Raw genomic sequence first — 17,099 nt, forward strand, 5'->3', positions numbered from 1 at the left:
GGCTGATGCCGACTTGGAGGGACGGGAGGACCCGTGCCGGCCCGACACTCAGACGTGGACCGTCCGTAACCTGATCGCCTATCAGGCACCCCGGACGACGCGAAATTGAACACAGGCGGCCGGCGAACGGAAGTCGGCCGCGGACCCAGGAACACCCCTATGCGCGGAATCACTCGGGGCGCTGCCGCGCTCGCCATCACCACAGCCGCCGTGAACAGCCTTCGCTGCGGGCTCGGCACACGCCAGCGGCATGCCCGCGTACGGCTGTCCGGGCGGGGCCATCTGCATCGACCCCCAGTGCGTAGACAACCACAACAGCACACCGTCCAACATCTTCTACAGCTGGACTTCCAGATGGCTCACGTGATCGGTCCCCGACTTCCCCGCTTCCACAACACCGTGCCCGATGTCCGCCTCCGAGATGAGAAGGCGCCAGCCGGAGGAGCAAGGCATCCTCGCCGGGGGCCGCCACAGGCCAACCGTACCGAACAGACTCCGGCCCAGGCCAAGGGCGAGCACCAACCTCAGCCGGGGTCAGTCCGTGGCTGAGGGACTGCTGGTGACTGCTGGTGCTGGGCCGTCTGCGGGCCGTCCGACAGCAGCAAGCGACGACCGACAACGGCAGCACCTCGTCGATCGCGGTGGCCGGACCGTGCACGAAGGTCACCAACGGGATGTCGAGTTGGCGCGCGAGCAGCGGCGCGACGTAGTCCCACATCTCCGCGACGACGACGTCCGGGCGCTCGTCGACGACCAGTTCGCGCAGCGCGTCGAAAGCCATGTCGGCTCGGATCGTCGTGAACAGGGCGACGGTCGCATCGCGCAGCTGGGAACTGTCGCCCCGGTAGCCGAGAACGTCCTTCCCGAAACGGCTGTTCGTCTCTGCAAGCAGATCCGGCAGCGACGGGTCCAGGGCACGCATCGTCAGGTCGTCGGCGGTCCGGTGCAGCAGGTGGAGGTGCGGCCCTGCGCGCAACACCGGGAGTCCACACCCCGCACGGACCCGGCACGCCTACGCCACCAAGCTCAGCGGGCCGGCGTCCCTGTGGACCCGCTTCCCGATCTCCTCCATCTTCTCGAAGTCAATGGCCGAGATCGTTCAGAGTCCGGACAACGTAAAGTCGCTGCGTCCTCGTCGCGGAAGGCATCAAGCTGGCCGATCTCGATGTGGGCGGGGGCAGCCCCTGGCACGTCTTCGAGCCGGGCGGCAGCCGCCGTGGCGGGCACGTCCGGACCGCCCGCCGCGGCCCGAGCAGCGCCGGCCACGCGGTGCGGCTGCGTCGTAGGGCCACAGCAGGTACGGCTCGATGTGCGGGTCAGGCGTGGTGGCGCGGTCGTCGAGCATCGGCATGAGCAGGATCTGCCGGGTGCTTGCCGGACCGCCGCGCTCTCGGGTGAGGATCGACAGAGCCGCGGCTGGTACACCTCCGGCGCTCACGCCCTTCACTGCGATGCGGCCTCGGTCGATGCCTGGTTCTCCGGCGTGTTCGTGCAGCCAGCGCGGGGCGGTGTAGGCGTCCTCGACCGGCAATCGGGAACGGGTGCTCGAGGGTTCCATGTCGGCTCCCGTACTCACATCTAATACCTCGGCAAGGACCGCGTGCGCGACACGCAGGATTCAGACACGAGAGACATCCCATCACGGATAGGCAACATCCATGGGATGAATCCTCCCCTCTGATTCCACGAAAACCCACCACCTGCACCATCTTGGCGCGCCCTCCAAAAGTTTCGCCGCACCCCCTGGACATCCAGCTGAGTCCGCCCTATAAACATCCCATCTCTCCGTCGGCGACATCCACCTGTCGCATCGGCGTAACAACCCCGCTCCGGGACCAGCGCGAGGAAGTAGCCATGAGACTCAGAACCGCACTCGGCTCCACCGCGTCCGTCGTCTGCGCGCTGACGCTGCTCAGCGCCTGCAACAGCGGCTCCACCACCGCTTCGTCGGGTGGCAAGCCTCTCGTGGGCGTCGACTACCCGCGGTCAGACACCGACTTCTGGAACTCGTACATCAAGTACACGCCCGAGTCCGCGAAGCAGCTGGGCCTGTCCCTGAAGACCACGAACTCCCAGAACGACGTCGCCAAGCTCACCGCCAACGTGCAGACGTTCATCAGCCAGGGCGTCAAGGGTGTGGCGATGGCCCCGCAGGACACCGCAGCCATCGCGCCGACCCTGGCGCAGCTCAATGCGAAGAAGATCCCGGTCGTCACGGTCGACACCCGACCCGACAGCGGCAAGGTGTTCATGGTGGTGCGGGCCGACAACCGCGCGTACGGCGAGAAGGCCTGCCAGTTCCTCGGTACGAAGCTCGGCGGCAAAGGCAAGATCGTCATGCTGGAGGGCGGCCTCGACTCGATCAACGGCCGTGACCGCACCGAGGCGTTCAACGACTGCATAAAGAAGAACTACCCCGGCATCAAGGTGTTCGGCGAGGCCACCAACTGGGACGGGGCGGTGGCCGCGCAGAAGCTGCAGACGGACCTGACCGCGCACCCGGACATCAAGGGCGTCTACATGGAATCCAGCTTCGCCCTGTCCGGCACCCTCCAGGTCCTCAAGCAGAAGGGGCTGCTCGTGGGGCCGAAGGACAAGAAGCACGTCTTCGTCGTGTCCAACGACGGCATCCCCGAGGAGCTCAAGGACATGGCCGCCGGCAAGATCGACGCCACCGTCTCCCAGCCGGCCGACCTGTACGCCAAGTACGCCCTCTCCTACGTCAAGGCCGCGATCGACGGGAAGACGTTCAAGCCGGGCAAGACGGACCACGACAGCACGATCATCCAGGTCCGCGACGGAGTGCTGGAGGACCAGCTCTCCGCCCCCTTGGTCACCGCCGACGGTGCCGCCTACGGCGGTGTTGCCAGCGTCAAGAGCGACGACCCCTCGCTGTGGGGCAACAACCTCGGCTGACCCGCCCCCGCAGAGACCCATCGGCTAACCATTACTAGGCGGTTGAGATGAGCGACGGGGAGCGAGAAGCCAACCCCGCGCCCGCCCCGGCGGGCGACGAGCGGGCCCCCGCGGTCGTGCCTGTCATCGAGGCGGCGGCCATAGTCAAACGATTCGGTCCCACGGTGGCCCTCAACGGCGTCCGGATCACCATCAATCCCGGCGAGACCCACGCGCTCGTCGGCCGCAACGGCGCCGGCAAGTCGACCCTCGTGTCCGTCCTGACCGGCCTGCACGCCCCCGATGAGGGAACGGTCACCTTCGGAGGCGAGCCCGCACCACGACTCAGTGACCGCGACGCCTGGCGACAGCGCGTGGCCTGCGTCTACCAGAAGTCGACGATCATCCCCACGCTGTCCGTCGCCGAGAACCTCTTCCTGAACCGACACCACCACGGTCCCAACCGGCTCATCAGCTGGAGTGGCGTCCGCCGCCAGGCCCAGGAACTGCTGTCGACCTGGTCGGTGGACGTCGACCCGCAGACCCTCGCCGGTGAACTCGACGTCGAGCAGCGGCAGTTCGTGGAGATCGCCCGGGCACTGTCGTTCGGGGCCCGGTTCATCATCCTCGACGAGCCGACCGCGCAACTCGACGCGGCGGCGATCAGCCGACTCTTCGACCGGATCCGCGATCTGCAACGCCAGGGCGTCACCTTTCTCTTCATCAGCCACCACCTGCAGGAGGTCTACGAGATCTGCGACATGGTGACGGTGTTCCGCGACGCCCGCCACATCGTGACCGCCCCGGTCACCGACCTGCCCCGAGCCGAACTGGTCGCCGCCATGACCGGCGAGGCCGCCGCCGGCCTGCGGCAGGAACGCTCCACCACCCTGGACAAGAGCACCGCACCCGCACTGTCCGTGAACGCGCTGGGCAGCGACGACACGTACACCGGAGTCACCTTCCAGGTGGGTGCCGGTGAGATCGTCGGCCTCGCGGGAGCCGCCGCCAGCGGACGCACCGAGGTCGCCGAGACCGTCGTAGGACTGCGCGCCGCGGCGACCGGGAACTTGGAGATCGCCGGACACCGGCCCCGCCCCGGCAGCGTGCCCGCCGCACTCACGGCCGGCGCCGGGTTCGTGCCTCAGGACCGGCACCACCAGGGATTCGTCCCCGACATGTCGATCGCCGACAACGCCACCCTGTCCGTACCGAAACGGATCGGGAAGAACGGCTTCCTCAGCCGCGCCCGCCGAGACCGGCTCGCCGACGGCATGATCGAGAACCTGGCCATCAAGACGCCGGGACCCGACCTGCCCGTCTCCAGCCTGTCCGGCGGCAACCAGCAGAAGGTCGTCATGGCCCGCGCGCTGGCCAACGACCCCCGCCTGCTGGTTCTGATCAACCCGACCGCCGGGGTGGACGTGCGCTCCAAGGAGTTCCTCCTCGGCAAGGTCGAGGAGACCGCCGAGTCGGGAACCGGAGTGCTCATCGCCTCCGACGAACTCGATGACCTCCGCATGTGCGACCGGATCCTGGTGATGTTCCAGGGCCGGGTCACCACCGAGATGGCCCGCGGCTGGCACGACCACGACCTCGTGGCCGCGATGGAAGGAGTGGACCTCAATGCCTGACACCGTGCTCGCGGACACCGCCGCCCAGGCCGTGGAACCCGGACAGAAGCGCACCGCACTGCTCGGCGGCCGGATCCCGCTGGCCCGGCTGCGCGATCTGGCACTCGTCCCGGCGATCGTCGTCATCGCGATCGTCGGCCAGATCGTCAACCCGGTCTTCCTGCAGACGGACAACCTCATCAACGTCCTGCAGACCATGTCCGAGATGGCCCTGCTGGTCCTCGCCCAGACGATGATCCTGATCGTCAAGAAGATGGACCTCTCCCTCGAGTCCACCATGGGTCTGGCGCCCGGTGTCGCGGCCTGGCTGGTCGTCCCGGCCGGTGCCGGCCACGGACTCGGCCTGCTCCCCGGCGCCTGGTCGATCCCCATCACCCTCGCCGTGGGCGCGCTCGTCGGCGTGATCAACTCGCTGCTGATCATCCGCTTCGGCCTCAACGGCTTCATCGTCACGCTCGGCATGCTGATCGTGCTGCGCGGCCTCCTCACCGGCATCTCCGGCGGCCAGACCTTCTTCCAGCTGCCCCAGTCGATGCTCTACACCGGCACCGCCGAATGGTTCGGCATGCCCGCCTCCATCTGGATCTGCCTGGCCCTGTTCGCGATCGCCATCGTGGTGCTCGGCTGGACGAGCTTCGGCCGCTCCCTGTACGCCATCGGCGGCAACGTCGACGCCGCGAAGGCGGCCGGCATCCGTACCGACCGGGTGCTGTGGATCGTCATCGTCACCGGCAGTGTCCTCGCCGCCCTCGCCGGGCTGATGCTCTCCGGACGCCTGGCCTCGGTCGCCTCCGCGCAGGGCAATGGCTACATCTTCACCGTCTTTGCCGCCGCCGTCATCGGAGGCATCAGCCTCAACGGCGGCAAGGGCACCATGTTCGGCGCGTTCTGCGGCATCCTGCTCCTCTTCATGATCCAGAACGTGCTCACGCTGGCCGGCATCCCCGCCCAGTGGATCGGCGCCCTCAACGGGCTGATCATCCTGGTCGCCCTCGCCATCTCCCGCATCACCGGCGGCAAGGTCCAGGAGTGACCCGGGCGGCCGTACCGGCCGCCCGGCCTCCGTCGCGTTCACGTCTCGTCGCAAGGGGACCGATCTCCCTTGCTCCTCACAGGAGTTGCCGCCATGTCCTCCCCCGTGCCCTCATCCGCCCGCATCATCGCTCTGGACGTCCTGGACGTGCGGTTCCCCACCTCCGAACACCTCGACGGCTCGGACGCCATGAACCCCGAGCCCGACTACTCCGCCGCCTACGTGGTCCTGCGCACCGATGCGGGCGACGGACTGGAGGGCCACGCCCTGGCCTTCACCACCGGACGCGGCAACGACGCCCAGGCCGCCGCCATCGCCACCCTCGCCCCGCATGTGGTCGGCCTGTCGGTGGAACAGGTCTGCTCCGACCTCGGCGCGTTCTCCCGTTCTCTGGTCCACGACCCCCAACTGCGGTGGCTGGGACCGGAGAAGGGCGCCATCCACATGGCGATCGGCGCGGTCATCAACGCCGCCTGGGACCTCGCTGCCAAACGCGCGGGCAAGCCGGTATGGCGTTTCCTCGGTGAGATGTCGCCCGAGGAGCTGGTCGCACAGGTGGACTTCCGCTGGCTGTCCGACGCCCTCACCCCCGAGGAGGCGCTTCAGATCCTGCGCCGCGCCGAAGCCGGCCGCCAGGAGCGCATCGCCCACCTGCTGGAACGCGGCTACCCCGCCTACACCACCACCCCCGGCTGGCTCGGCTACTCCGACGAGAAGCTGGCCCGACTCTCCCGCGAGGCCGTCGCGGACGGCTTCACCCAGATCAAGCTGAAGGTCGGAGCCGACCTTCAGGAGGACACGCGGCGCCTGCGCACGGCCCGCGAGACCGTCGGCCCGGACATCCGCATCGCCGTCGACGCCAACCAGAGATGGGACGTGCAGCCCGCCATCGACTGGATGCGGGCCCTGGCCCCCTACGACCCGTACTGGATCGAGGAGCCCACCTCCCCCGACGACATCCTCGGCCACGCCGCCATCCGCAAGGCGCTCAGTCCCATCAAGGTCGCCACCGGCGAACACATCGCCAACCGCGTGGTGTTCAAGCAGCTCCTTCAGGCCGGCGCGGTCGACATCGTCCAGATCGACTCGGCTCGCGTCGGCGGCGTCAACGAGAACATCGCCATCCTGCTGCTGGCCGCGAAGTTCGGCGTGCCGGTCTGCCCGCACGCAGGCGGCGTCGGCCTGTGCGAGATGGTGCAGCACCTGTCGATATTCGACTACATCGCCGTCTCCGGCACCACCGAGGACCGGGTCATCGAGTACGTCGACCACCTGCACGAACACTTCGTCGACCCGGTACGCATCGTCGAGGGCCACTACCTCGCCCCGACACTGCCCGGACTGAGCGCGCAGATGCACCCCGCCTCACTCAAGGAGTACAGCTACCCCGACGGCCCGGTCTGGTCCGCCCGTGTCTGACCTCCTCCCCCTGGTCGACGCCCACCACCATGTCTGGGACCTGGACCACCGCCCCCAGCCCTGGCTCGACGAACCCGGCCACGAGGCGATCCGCCGCAGCCACGGCATCGAGGACCTGCGCCGAGCCGCCGACCGGCACCTGGCGGGGCGACGGCTGACCAGCACCGTGGTCGTGCAGTGTGTCGCCTCCACGGAGGAAACGACGGAACTCCTCACCCTCGCCGACCAGGAACCCCTGGTCGCCGCGGTGGTCGGCTGGGCGGACCTGACCTCCCCCGCGATCGGCGACGTACTCGACGAACTGCGATCCGCCCCCGGCGGCGGATACCTGCGAGCCCTGCGCCACCTCGTGCAGAGCGAGAACGACCCCGAGTGGCTGCAACAACCGTCCGTCGAACGGGGCCTGCGCGCCGCACAGCACCGGGGCCTCGGCTACGACGTGCTCATCCGCAGCCACCAGTTCCCCCAGGCGATCCACCTCGCCCAGCGCTTCCCGGACCTCCCCCTCGTCCTTGACCACGCGGGCAAACCACCCATCGGACACCACACACTCTCCGACTGGACCCACGGGGTGCACGCACTCGCGGCCCACCCCCAGGTGCGGTGCAAAGTCTCCGGACTGATCACCGAGGCCGACCACCGCACGTGGACCCTCGACGACATCCGCCCCGTGTGGGACACCCTGCTGGCCGCCTTCGGCCCCGAACGGCTGATGTTCGGCTCCGACTGGCCCGTCTGCGTCCTCGCCGGAGGCTGGGCGCGCTGGGCCGAAGCGGTCGAACACCTCCTGGGCGACTGCCCTCCGCACGAGAAGCAGACGGCGGACTTGAGTTTGGGCGCGAACTGGCTGAAGCGGCCCGCTTGTCGTTCGCTCCGTTGATGAAGTTGTGGTACGGCCAGGCCGAGGGGTCTTGGTAGGTCGCGACGTGATGCGTGTTGGCGTTGCTCCCGCCGATGTACATGCTGCGCGGGACAGACGGAAGCGGTGGGACCGGCGCGTCGATCACCACCCATCGCGTCGGCTGTTACGGAAGAAGGTCCGCCCTGTCGCCTTGTCGTGTCAACGGGCGTGCAGGGATGAAAAGAGTCTCCCACCTGCTAATTTGTGCGTCGATTATGCATTTGGTGTTCTTTGCTCACCCGCAAACATAGAATGTCTTCGGGGTCTGGAGCCACGCCAGTGACATCCCATGACGCCACACCCGGAGGGCCAGCACACCGACGGCAGACCCCACGCCTCCCCGGTATGATCAGCGCCACCCTGGGCACGCCGACCCGGCAATCCACCTACCGGACGGCACGCCCCCTCACGGAAGGAGCTCACGTTGTCCCTCACCGACAGGGCCATCGGGCAGATCCGTGAGCTCATCCGCTCCGGCGCGCTGTCACCAGGCGCGAAACTGCCCCCGGAGGCGGAACTCGCCGCGCAGCTCGGCCTCTCCCGCAACCTCGCCCGCGAGGCGGTCAAGGCGCTGGCCGTGGCCCGGGTGCTTGAGGTACGCCGAGGCGACGGCACGTATGTGACCAGCCTCCAGCCCAGCCTGCTGCTGGACGGGCTCGGCGGCGCGGTGGAACTTCTCCAGAGCGACACAGGTGCCCTGCTGGATCTGATGGAGGTCCGTCGGCTGCTCGAACCACTCGCCACCGGACTCGCCGCCACGAGGATCAGCGACGACCAACTGGCGGAGGTCAAAGGCCACTTGGACGCGATGCGCTCGGCGAGCGACGACGTCGAGCGGCTCAACGCCCACGACGCCGCCTTCCACCGCTCCGTCGTTTCGGCCACCGGCAACGAGAGCCTGCTCGCCCTGCTCGAAGGCATCTCCGGCCGCACCCTGCGCGCCCGAATCTGGCGCGGCCAGCTCGACGACCAGTCCTCCGGGCGCACCCTCGCCGAACACGAGGCCATCTACAACGCCCTCGTCACCCGCGACTCCGCAGTGAGTCAGGCCGCGGCGCTGCTGCACGTCAGCAACACCGAGCACTGGCTGCGGGAGCACCTGCGATCGAATGCCGATCCGGCGTAGCGGACGGTCGGGCGCTTCAGGCCGGCCCAGCGCCGGCGCGAGAGCGATTCGGCCGCACAACTCACCGAGCCGGCGCGGACATTCCGATCTCCGCACGATGCCGACACCCAGTCTGGGCCGACATGCAGTCCGCGTCGGAGCGTGGGAGAGGTGCCACGCTCCATGGAGACACCCGGCAACCGTGGCCCCCTTACGGGTCGGGGCGCTTCGCGCAACGCCACCCCCTCCTGTCCCGCCGATCCGTGGTGCGTCGGTGGTACCGACCCGGCCGGTACCACCCGCACACCTATGTCATTGCTCAGTGCCGAGCGAACTGAACGCCCGTCGCCTGCACGACATCCGGTCGTATCGCGATCCCTCCGACCATCAGACGTTCCCCGTAGATGTCGGTGATCCTGACAGCGCCGCCGCAGCCGCCTCCGTCGGATGAGAGGAAGTAGTTGTAGCCGGTCCGAGGCAGTTGCCGCCAGCCGGCTCCGACGCGGACGTCCAGGCGGGCGATCGGATTGCGATGGCCGATCACCTGAAGGGCGCACCAGTACTGGCTCGACCCGACCTTGTACCGCAGGGAGATCTTCTGGGAGGTGGTGGGGCTGATCAGTGTCCAGGAGATCGGAATCCTGCCGAGCTTGGGATCGGCCAGCTTGGCGAAAGCCTGCTCGCTGAGGTCCAGTTGTCCGGGTGCGCAGGGCAGGGGGCACTCGTTGGCGATCCGCACCGTGACCGAGGCGCCGTTCGCCGTTCGCCGTTCGGACGAGCACAAACGACCCACAGGCCCGGGACGATTCGTAGTCAGTGGTGTTCATCGCGGCGATCATCATGTCGCCGCTGGCGCCGAACGAGCATGCTCCGTCAGCGTTTCCGGCTTGGTAGACGGTGGCTACCCCTCGGTAGGTGGTGCTGGGGCGAATCTGTCCTGCCGGGCCCGCGGAAGCCGACGTGGTGCGGTCGGTCCTGGTGGCCGACGGCCGTGCCGACGCTTTGCTCGCGGCAGCCGTCGGCGTCGGAGTACCCGTCGACGTGGGCGTTCCCGTCGCGGTGGGCGTTGGCGTCGGCGTCGGCGTCGGCGTCGGCGTCGGCGTCGGCGTCAGGGTGCCTGTGGTGGCCGGTGTTTCCGCCGGAGTTCCCGGGGTGACCGCGACCACTGCCGCATCGGTCTCATGGTCGGAGAGCGACGCCACCACCAGGGAGACGACAACCCCGGTGGGTGGCCAGCGCCGCCGTGATGCCGACGATCAGCCTGTGTCTCCGTCGGCGCTGCCGCGCAACCTGCCTTGCGTGGGCGGACCGCGGAGGCCGACCGTAGAGCGCAGATCAGTCCGTCGGAGGCGGCTGGGTGTTCGCAGCGGCTGCCGCCGCTTCGCGGATCAGGCGGACCGCCGCGGGAACGCCGCCGTCCCATGCCGGTCAGGAGGTCCTGGGGAGCGAGAAGTCGGCTGCAGGAGTGTGGAGGCCGACCATGGTGAACGCGCCGAGGGCGGCAATGCACGGCTGCCTGACGGTATGTCAGGTGGCGGGGACCGTCGGGTCGCAGGACGGACCACTCGTCCCGTCCTGCGACCCAAGTGGACTGGGAAGAGCGGTCGTTCGGCCTGCGGCACTCACCTGCGACGCCACCCGGACGTTCAAGGACCCGCAGCCGCCGATGGTCGGCGGTCACGCTAAGGGGAGTCGGCCCCTCTCGTTTCCTCTTCTCTGGGCAGGCCTGGGTGGTGGGACCGAGGCGCCGGTCAGTGCCGGGGGCGGGTCGCCGACGTGCGCACCACAAGACTGGGTGGGATGACGATGTGAGGTCTCTCGTCGGCCGCCGGGAGCCCCGCGTCCGGGTCACCGACGATCTCGATCAGAGCACGCAGGGCACGCCGGCCGAGTTCGTCGAAGTCCTGACGGACGCTGGTCAGTGACGGGCCGAAGTACTCGGTCTCCGGCATGTCGTCGAATCCGACGACGCTGATGTCCTCGGGCACCCGGCGGCCGGCCTGTTGAACAGCCCGCAGCAGGCCGAGGGCCATGTGATCGTTGGCACAGAACACCGCGGTGACTTCGGAGTCGGCGGCGATCCGCTGACCGACCTCGAATCCGGTACGGGACGTCCAGTCAGCGCCGCCCAGCGGTTCGACCACCGGAACACCCCGCTTTTCCAGGGTGCTGCGCCATCCTGCCTCGCGCTCCTGCGCGTCGAGCCAGGAACGCGGCCCGACCATGTGGTGCACGGTGCGATGGCCGAGGTCGAGCAGATAGGAGGTGGCGAGTTCGGCACCAGCCTCGTTGTCCACGGCGACCGAGGCCAGTTTGGCGTGGGTGCCGCAGCCGACCGCGACCAGCGGTACGTCCGACGGCACGCTCCCCAGCGCTCCGACGGCCGAGGCCTGCGGCGCGATCACGATGATCCCCTCGACACCCTGGTCCCGGAGCCGGTCGACGGCGTCCAGCACCGAACGGCGATCGAGCGTGCCGACAGCGGCCACTATGACGAAGTACTCGTGTTGTCTGGCCGCCTGCTCGATGCCGTAGAGCATGCAGGCCGGCCCGTACAGCGTGGTGTTGAAGCTGATCACACCCAAGGTGCGGGTGCGTCGGGTGGCCAGGTTGCGGGCGGCGGCGTTGGGGCGGTAGCCGAGTTCACGGACTGCGGCGAGCACACGGTCACGGGTGGCGGACCGTACGTTGGGGTGGTCGTTGAGGACCCGCGAAACGGTCTGGTGCGAGACGCCCGCGATCCGGGCCACATCCGCCATCACCGGTGCGCGTTCCCCGTCCATCCTCCGCCTCCTCACGTGCTGCCGTGTTTCCGATCGGTTGCTTCTCCGGCCGGCACCAGCCTGCCGTGGAGAATTGTTAGCGCACACATTCCGGAGGGGTCAAGGATCACAACTGCTCGCTTCCGGATGTTTCGGACAGCGTTGTCACGCGCCCTCCAACTGCCCTGACCTGGCAGGTCGTTGCCGAGAAAGGCCCCGCTCCACCGTGACCGCAGACCATCCCCCACGAAATCCAGGGCATTCGTTTCCACATTCTTGACCGTCCTCCACTGTTGACCGCCCATTCATCCCCGCGTAAAAAAGGCGGAGTTGCGACACCGGTCGATCACCGTCGACCGTACGAGACCGGCACATGCACAACGCCCCGGTTCCAGGCCGGGTCACCCGTTCCGGCATGCAGTCATCACGCTCGGCAGCCGTGCCCGAACAGAGGAACACACAGGCCGCCAACACCCCCGTCCCCATGGAGCCCGGATGAGTGACGGCATCCGGGAACCTCGATTGTTAGCGCTCACATTTCCCGCCGGGCGGGACGGCAATGTCCCGTTCAGCGCCGACGCCATGTCCCGGCGGCAGCTCCCGGCATGCAGACCACCGCATACCGGACGTCCGCCCGCTCGCTGCGCAGGCGACGCCGGGCCCGAGAAGAACGCGACACGGAAGAGGTTCACAGTGATAGCAAGGCATCTGAGAGGGCTCCGGCTGAGGGTGGTCGGCGCGGTCCTCGCACTTGTCGCCGGCATCCTGGTCGGGGCCATCGGCGCCGCGGGCACCGCCCAGGCGGCCTCGTCCCTGCCGTGTGACATCTACGCCTCCGCCGGCACCCCCTGCGCCGCGGCGCACAGCACCACGCGAGCCCTCTACGCCTCCTACACCGGCGCTCTCTACCAGGTCAAGCGTGCCTCGGACTCCGCCACCCGCGACATCGGCGTCCTCAGCACCGGCGGCTACGCCAACGCCGCGGCACAGGACTCCTTCTGCTCCGGCACGACCTGCATCATCACCAAGATCTACGACCAGAGCTCGCACCGAAACGACCTGACCATCGAGGGTCCGGGCGGCAACGGCGGCCAGGACGTCGGCGCGATCGCCAACGCCCTGCCGGTCACGGTCGGCGGCCACGCGGCGTACGGAGTCTTCGTCTCCGCGGGTGTCGGTTACCGCGACAACAGCACCACGGGCATCGCCACCGGCAGCTCCCCCGAGGGCGCGTACATGGTGACCAGCGGCCACCACGTGAACAACCGGTGCTGCTTCGACTACGGCAACGCCGAGACGTCCGGCGACGACACCGGCAACGGCCACATGGACGCGATCAACTTCGGTACGGAGTGCTGGTTCTCCTGCACCGGCTCCGGCCCCTGGGTGGAGGCGGACCTGGAGAACGGACTGTTCTTCGGGGCGAACGGCGCCTACTCGGGCAACACCGGCATCTCCAGCGAGTACGTCACCGCCATGGAGAAGAACAACGGCACCTCGGCCTACGCGATCAAGGGCGGCAACGCCCAGTCGGGTTCACTGAGCACCTTCTACAACGGGGCCCTGCCCACCACCAGCGGATACAACCCGATGCACAAGGAAGGAGCCATCGTCCTCGGCACCGGCGGTGACAACAGCAACGGGTCCGACGGCTCCTTCTTCGAAGGCGTCATGACCTCCGGTTACCCGACCGACGCCACCGACAACGCCGTGCAGGCCGACGTCACGTCCGTCGCCTACAGCACGCCGACCGCGAGCTTCCCCGTCACCGGCACCGCCTACCGCCTGACCAACACCAATTCCGGCAAGGTCCTGGACGCGGTGAACTGTGGTACGGCCAACGGCACTTCGGTCGACCTCTGGTCCTCGCTCGGCAACACCTGCCAGCAGTGGAAGTTCGCCGGCGTGGGCAACGGCCACTACACGATCACCAACGTCAACAGTGGCACGGTCCTGGACGACAAGAACTGCGGGCAGAGCAACGGCACGGCCGTCCAGTTGTGGGCCTCGCTCGGCAACACCTGCCAGCAGTGGGACGTCACCAAGGTCGGCGGCCACTACACCATCTCCAACGTCAACACCGGCATGACACTGGACGTCACGAACTGCGGAACGGCCAACGGCACCATGGTGCGCCAGTGGCAGCAGCTCGACAACACCTGCCAGCAGTGGGACATCGCCTCCTGACCGGAGAACCGACCCGCCGATGGTCCGCCGGCCTCCCCGACGGCAGACCATCGGCCCGTCCCGGCCGTCGATATTCAAGACGAGCACTCACCACACGCCCCCACTCGTTCGGAACCCACCGCGGAGAGGCACTCACCACTCCTCCCCCGTTCAGCACCCCCCTTCACCGCGCCCCATACGCAGCTGTCCGATCGATTCGCCTCGCAAAGGAAATCCCGCATGCCCGCAGAAACCGGACTGCCCCGCAGAACCGTCCTCACGGCCCTCGGCGCCGCGTCCCTGGCCGGAACCTTCGGCGCCGCGCCCGCACAGGCCGCCGGACGTTCCGGCACCTCGGCGGACGCCACCGCCTCGGACCTGCCCCCCGCAGCCGCGCACTGGACCTTCGACGAGGGCTCCGGATCCTCCGCCGCCGACTCGTCCGGCCACGCTCACACCGCCGTCCTCCAGGGCGCGGCCGCCTGGGACACCGGCAAGATCGGCGCCCACAGCCTGAGCCTCACCGCAGGAGGCAACGCCTCGGCCACCGGGCCCGCCCTCGACACCTCCGAGGCGTTCTCGGTGGCCGCCTGGGTGAACCTCAGCCAGCTGGGCGGCTACCAGACCGCCGTCAGTATCGACGGCCAGGTCGTCAGCGCCTTCTACCTCGGGCTGCGCGACGACACCGGCACCTTCGCCTTCGCCCGGCTCGCCTCGGACGCCACACAGGGTGCCGCCGTCGCGGCAGCCGCCTCCGCGCCCACCACCGGCACCTGGACCCACCTCGTCGGAGTCAGCGACCCGTCGGCCGGTGTCACCCGTCTCTACGTCAACGGCGTGCTGGAGGGGCAGAGCGACTACGCCGCGGGCTGGGCAGGCATCGGCGACACCGCCATCGGCCGCGCCCTCTACGGCGGCGGGCACGTCGACCAGTGGCACGGTCTGATCGACGACGTGTGGATGTTCCCGACCGCCCTCACCTCAGACCAGGTCGCGACGCTGGCCGGGGTTCCGGTGGAGTCCACGACGCCGTTGCTGAGCGTGGACGTCGCCAACCCGGCGCACGCCGTGTCCCCCGTCCTTCCCGGCCTGATGTTCGAGGACATCAACCACTCCGGCGAGGGCGGCATCTATGCCGAACTGGTACAAAACCGCACGATGATGGCCAGCGACACCTCAGCCGTCCACTGGTCCACCGTCGGCGGGACAACCCTCGCGCTCGACACCACCACACCCCTCAACGACGCCCTCAACCGCTCCCTCAAGGTCGCACTGCCGAGCGGTACCGGCGCCGGCAACCGGGCCGGAGTGGCCAACGACGGATTCTGGGGCATCCCCGTGCGCCCCCGAACCACCTACACCGCCCGGCTGTTCGCCAAGGCATCGCACCGGATCGGCCCCCTCACCGTGGCCGTCGAGTCGGCGGACGGCTCGACGGTGTACGCCTCCGCACGCCTGCACCACGTCGGCACCGACTTCCCCGACCGCCCCTTCGAACTCACCCTGCGCACCGGTCCGCGCACTCCTGTGGTCGGCGACGCGAGACTGACCGTGACCACCGACGACCCGTCCGCCGCGGGCGGGACGCTCTGGCTCCAGTACGTCTCCCTCTTCCCGCCCACCTACAACAACCGCCCCAACGGCCTGCGCATCGACCTGATGGAGAAACTGGTCGCCCTGAAGCCGAAGTTCCTGCGCTTCCCCGGCGGCAACTTCCTCGAGGGCAACACCATCGCAACCCGCTTCAACTGGAAGAACACCATCGGTCCGGCCTGGGAACGCCCCGGCCACATGGACGACGCCTGGGGCTACTGGTCCACGGACGGGCTCGGACTCCTCGAATACCTGCACTGGGTCGAAGACATGCACGCCCAGCCGGTCCTGGCCGTCTTCGCCGGCTACACGCTAAAGGGCGAGCACGTCACCGGCGACGCCCTCACGCCGTACGTACAGGACGCCCTCGACGAGATCGAGTACGTCACCGGTCCGGTCACCAGCACCTGGGGCGCGAAGCGCGCGGCCGACGGCCACCCGGAGCCGTTCCCGCTGGAGTTCGTAGAGATCGGCAACGAGGACTGGTTCGACTCTTCCGGGTCCTACAACGAGCGGTTCGCGGCCTTCTACGACGCGATCAAAGCGAAGTACCCGCACCTGAAGCTGATCGCCACAGCGCCGGTGACGAGCCGCACACCTGACCTGATCGACGAACACTACTACCTCGCGCCGTCCGCCGCCCAGGCCGCCACCCACAAGTACGACAACCGGGACCGCGCCTCGACCAAGGTCTTCGTCGGGGAGTGGGCCGCGCAGGAGGGACGCCCCACGCCCGACCTCAACGCCGCGCTGGGCGACGCCGCATGGCTGGCCGGGCTGATCCGCAACTCCGACCAAGTCCTCATGGAGTGCTACGCCCCGCTCTTCTCCCACGTCAAGAACAACGTCTGGGCGACCAACCTGATCGCCTACGACAACCTCACCAGCTACGTGTCACCCAGCTACTGGGCGCAGCAGATGCTGACGAGCAGGCTGGGCAGAACGGTATTGCCGGCCACCACACGTGCGTTGCCCGTCATCGCCACGGTCGCCACCCGCGCGGGGAACCGTCTCTACCTGGCGGTCGTCAACTCCGGAACGGAGAAGGTGAACGTACCGATCGAACTGAGGGGCCTGCCGGAGGGCGTGAAGAAGAAGGCCACCGCCACGGTCCTGACCGGACCCTCGCGCACCGCCACCAACACACTGACCGAACCCACCACACTGATCCCCAGAACCGGCACCGTCGCCGGCGCGGCAGCCGCCTTCACCAGCACCCTGCCGCCGCTCTCCGTCACGGTCCTGGAACTCGTCCTGACCTGACATCCGTCCACCCACCCCGCGGGCGGGAGCGCGAGATCAACCAGCGTCCGCACCGGCCCATCCGTGCACAGCAGCGCGTCGCACAACTCGAACAACGCGTCGCCCCGCGCCGTCAGACACGCGTACAGCTCAGAGCGGAGTCCTCGGGCTCACCGATCCTCCGAATGACCGGCGTGGGCCCGCGCAAGAACGGTAGGACAAGCTCGGAGGCGCGAGCTTGTCCTACTGCTGCTGGTCGCCTTCAGCGCCCCGTCACCGCACCGCCGCCGCCCGCCCCGGGCCGGGCGCCACGCCGGGGCGCGGCGGGCTGGGGGCGGGGGAGGTGGGA

The 17,099-nt window shown here is 68.6% G+C and carries 12 protein-coding genes; 8 read left to right on the top strand and 4 right to left on the bottom strand.

Annotated elements, in window-relative coordinates; translation table 11 throughout:
* Window positions 1-196: 196 nt before the first annotated feature.
* Both ABZT12_RS36955 and ABZT12_RS36960 read right to left on the bottom strand, forming a co-directional pair.
* Complete coding sequence (locus ABZT12_RS36955) at window positions 197-922, bottom strand: hypothetical protein (protein ID WP_356393518.1); 726 nt, start codon at window positions 920-922, stop codon at window positions 197-199.
* A 225-nt stretch (window positions 923-1,147) separates the two neighbouring features.
* The gene (locus ABZT12_RS36960) at window positions 1,148-1,558 is read right to left on the bottom strand and encodes an alpha/beta hydrolase fold domain-containing protein (RefSeq protein WP_356393482.1); all 411 of its coding nucleotides are present in this window, start codon (window positions 1,556-1,558) and stop codon (window positions 1,148-1,150) included.
* Between the two features lie 296 nt (window positions 1,559-1,854).
* Between ABZT12_RS36960 and ABZT12_RS36965 the strand changes: the two genes are divergently transcribed.
* The 6 genes from ABZT12_RS36965 to ABZT12_RS36990 all read left to right on the top strand — a co-directional run bounded on the left by ABZT12_RS36965 (window position 1,855) and on the right by ABZT12_RS36990 (window position 9,008).
* A complete protein-coding gene (locus ABZT12_RS36965) occupies window positions 1,855-2,916 on the top strand; it encodes a sugar ABC transporter substrate-binding protein (protein WP_356393485.1) in 1,062 nt (353 codons plus the stop codon).
* A 47-nt stretch (window positions 2,917-2,963) separates the two neighbouring features.
* A complete protein-coding gene (locus tag ABZT12_RS36970; RefSeq protein WP_356393488.1) occupies window positions 2,964-4,529 on the top strand; it encodes a sugar ABC transporter ATP-binding protein in 1,566 nt (521 codons plus the stop codon).
* On the top strand, window positions 4,522-5,562 hold the full coding sequence (locus ABZT12_RS36975; RefSeq protein ID WP_356393491.1) for an ABC transporter permease: 1,041 nt from the start codon (window positions 4,522-4,524) through the stop codon (window positions 5,560-5,562). The genes ABZT12_RS36970 and ABZT12_RS36975 overlap by 8 nt, the downstream gene beginning before the upstream one ends.
* A 93-nt stretch (window positions 5,563-5,655) precedes the next feature.
* The gene (locus ABZT12_RS36980) at window positions 5,656-6,981 is read left to right on the top strand and encodes an L-fuconate dehydratase (protein WP_356393494.1); all 1,326 of its coding nucleotides are present in this window, start codon (window positions 5,656-5,658) and stop codon (window positions 6,979-6,981) included.
* Window positions 6,974-7,861 carry an amidohydrolase family protein gene (locus ABZT12_RS36985; protein ID WP_356393497.1) on the top strand — a complete coding sequence of 296 codons (888 nt, stop codon included), beginning with the start codon at window positions 6,974-6,976 and terminating at the stop codon, window positions 7,859-7,861. Before ABZT12_RS36980 ends, ABZT12_RS36985 begins: the two co-directional genes overlap by 8 nt.
* A 445-nt stretch (window positions 7,862-8,306) precedes the next feature.
* Window positions 8,307-9,008: a FadR/GntR family transcriptional regulator gene (locus ABZT12_RS36990; RefSeq protein WP_356393500.1), complete on the top strand. Its 702-nt coding sequence runs from the start codon at window positions 8,307-8,309 to the stop codon at window positions 9,006-9,008.
* Window positions 9,009-9,306: 298 nt separating this feature from the next.
* On the opposite strand, the gene ABZT12_RS36995 is transcribed toward ABZT12_RS36990, so the two are convergent.
* Together ABZT12_RS36995 and ABZT12_RS37000 are read right to left on the bottom strand one after the other, a co-directional pair.
* Window positions 9,307-9,780 (bottom strand): expansin EXLX1 family cellulose-binding protein, encoded by a 474-nt coding sequence (locus ABZT12_RS36995; RefSeq protein ID WP_356393502.1) that lies wholly within the window; start codon window positions 9,778-9,780, stop codon window positions 9,307-9,309.
* Between the two features lie 958 nt (window positions 9,781-10,738).
* Window positions 10,739-11,770 (bottom strand): LacI family DNA-binding transcriptional regulator, encoded by a 1,032-nt coding sequence (locus ABZT12_RS37000; RefSeq protein WP_356393505.1) that lies wholly within the window; start codon window positions 11,768-11,770, stop codon window positions 10,739-10,741.
* Between the two features lie 672 nt (window positions 11,771-12,442).
* On the opposite strand from ABZT12_RS37000, the gene ABZT12_RS37005 reads away from it, so the two are divergent.
* Both ABZT12_RS37005 and ABZT12_RS37010 read left to right on the top strand, forming a co-directional pair.
* Window positions 12,443-13,936: an arabinofuranosidase catalytic domain-containing protein gene (locus ABZT12_RS37005; RefSeq protein ID WP_356393508.1), complete on the top strand. Its 1,494-nt coding sequence runs from the start codon at window positions 12,443-12,445 to the stop codon at window positions 13,934-13,936.
* A 219-nt stretch (window positions 13,937-14,155) separates the two neighbouring features.
* On the top strand, window positions 14,156-16,771 hold the full coding sequence (locus ABZT12_RS37010; RefSeq protein WP_356393512.1) for a LamG-like jellyroll fold domain-containing protein: 2,616 nt from the start codon (window positions 14,156-14,158) through the stop codon (window positions 16,769-16,771).
* Window positions 16,772-17,099: the final 328 nt, after the last annotated feature.

Source organism: Streptomyces sp. NPDC005423, from assembly GCF_040606415.1.
Lineage (GTDB): Bacteria > Actinomycetota > Actinomycetes > Streptomycetales > Streptomycetaceae > Streptomyces.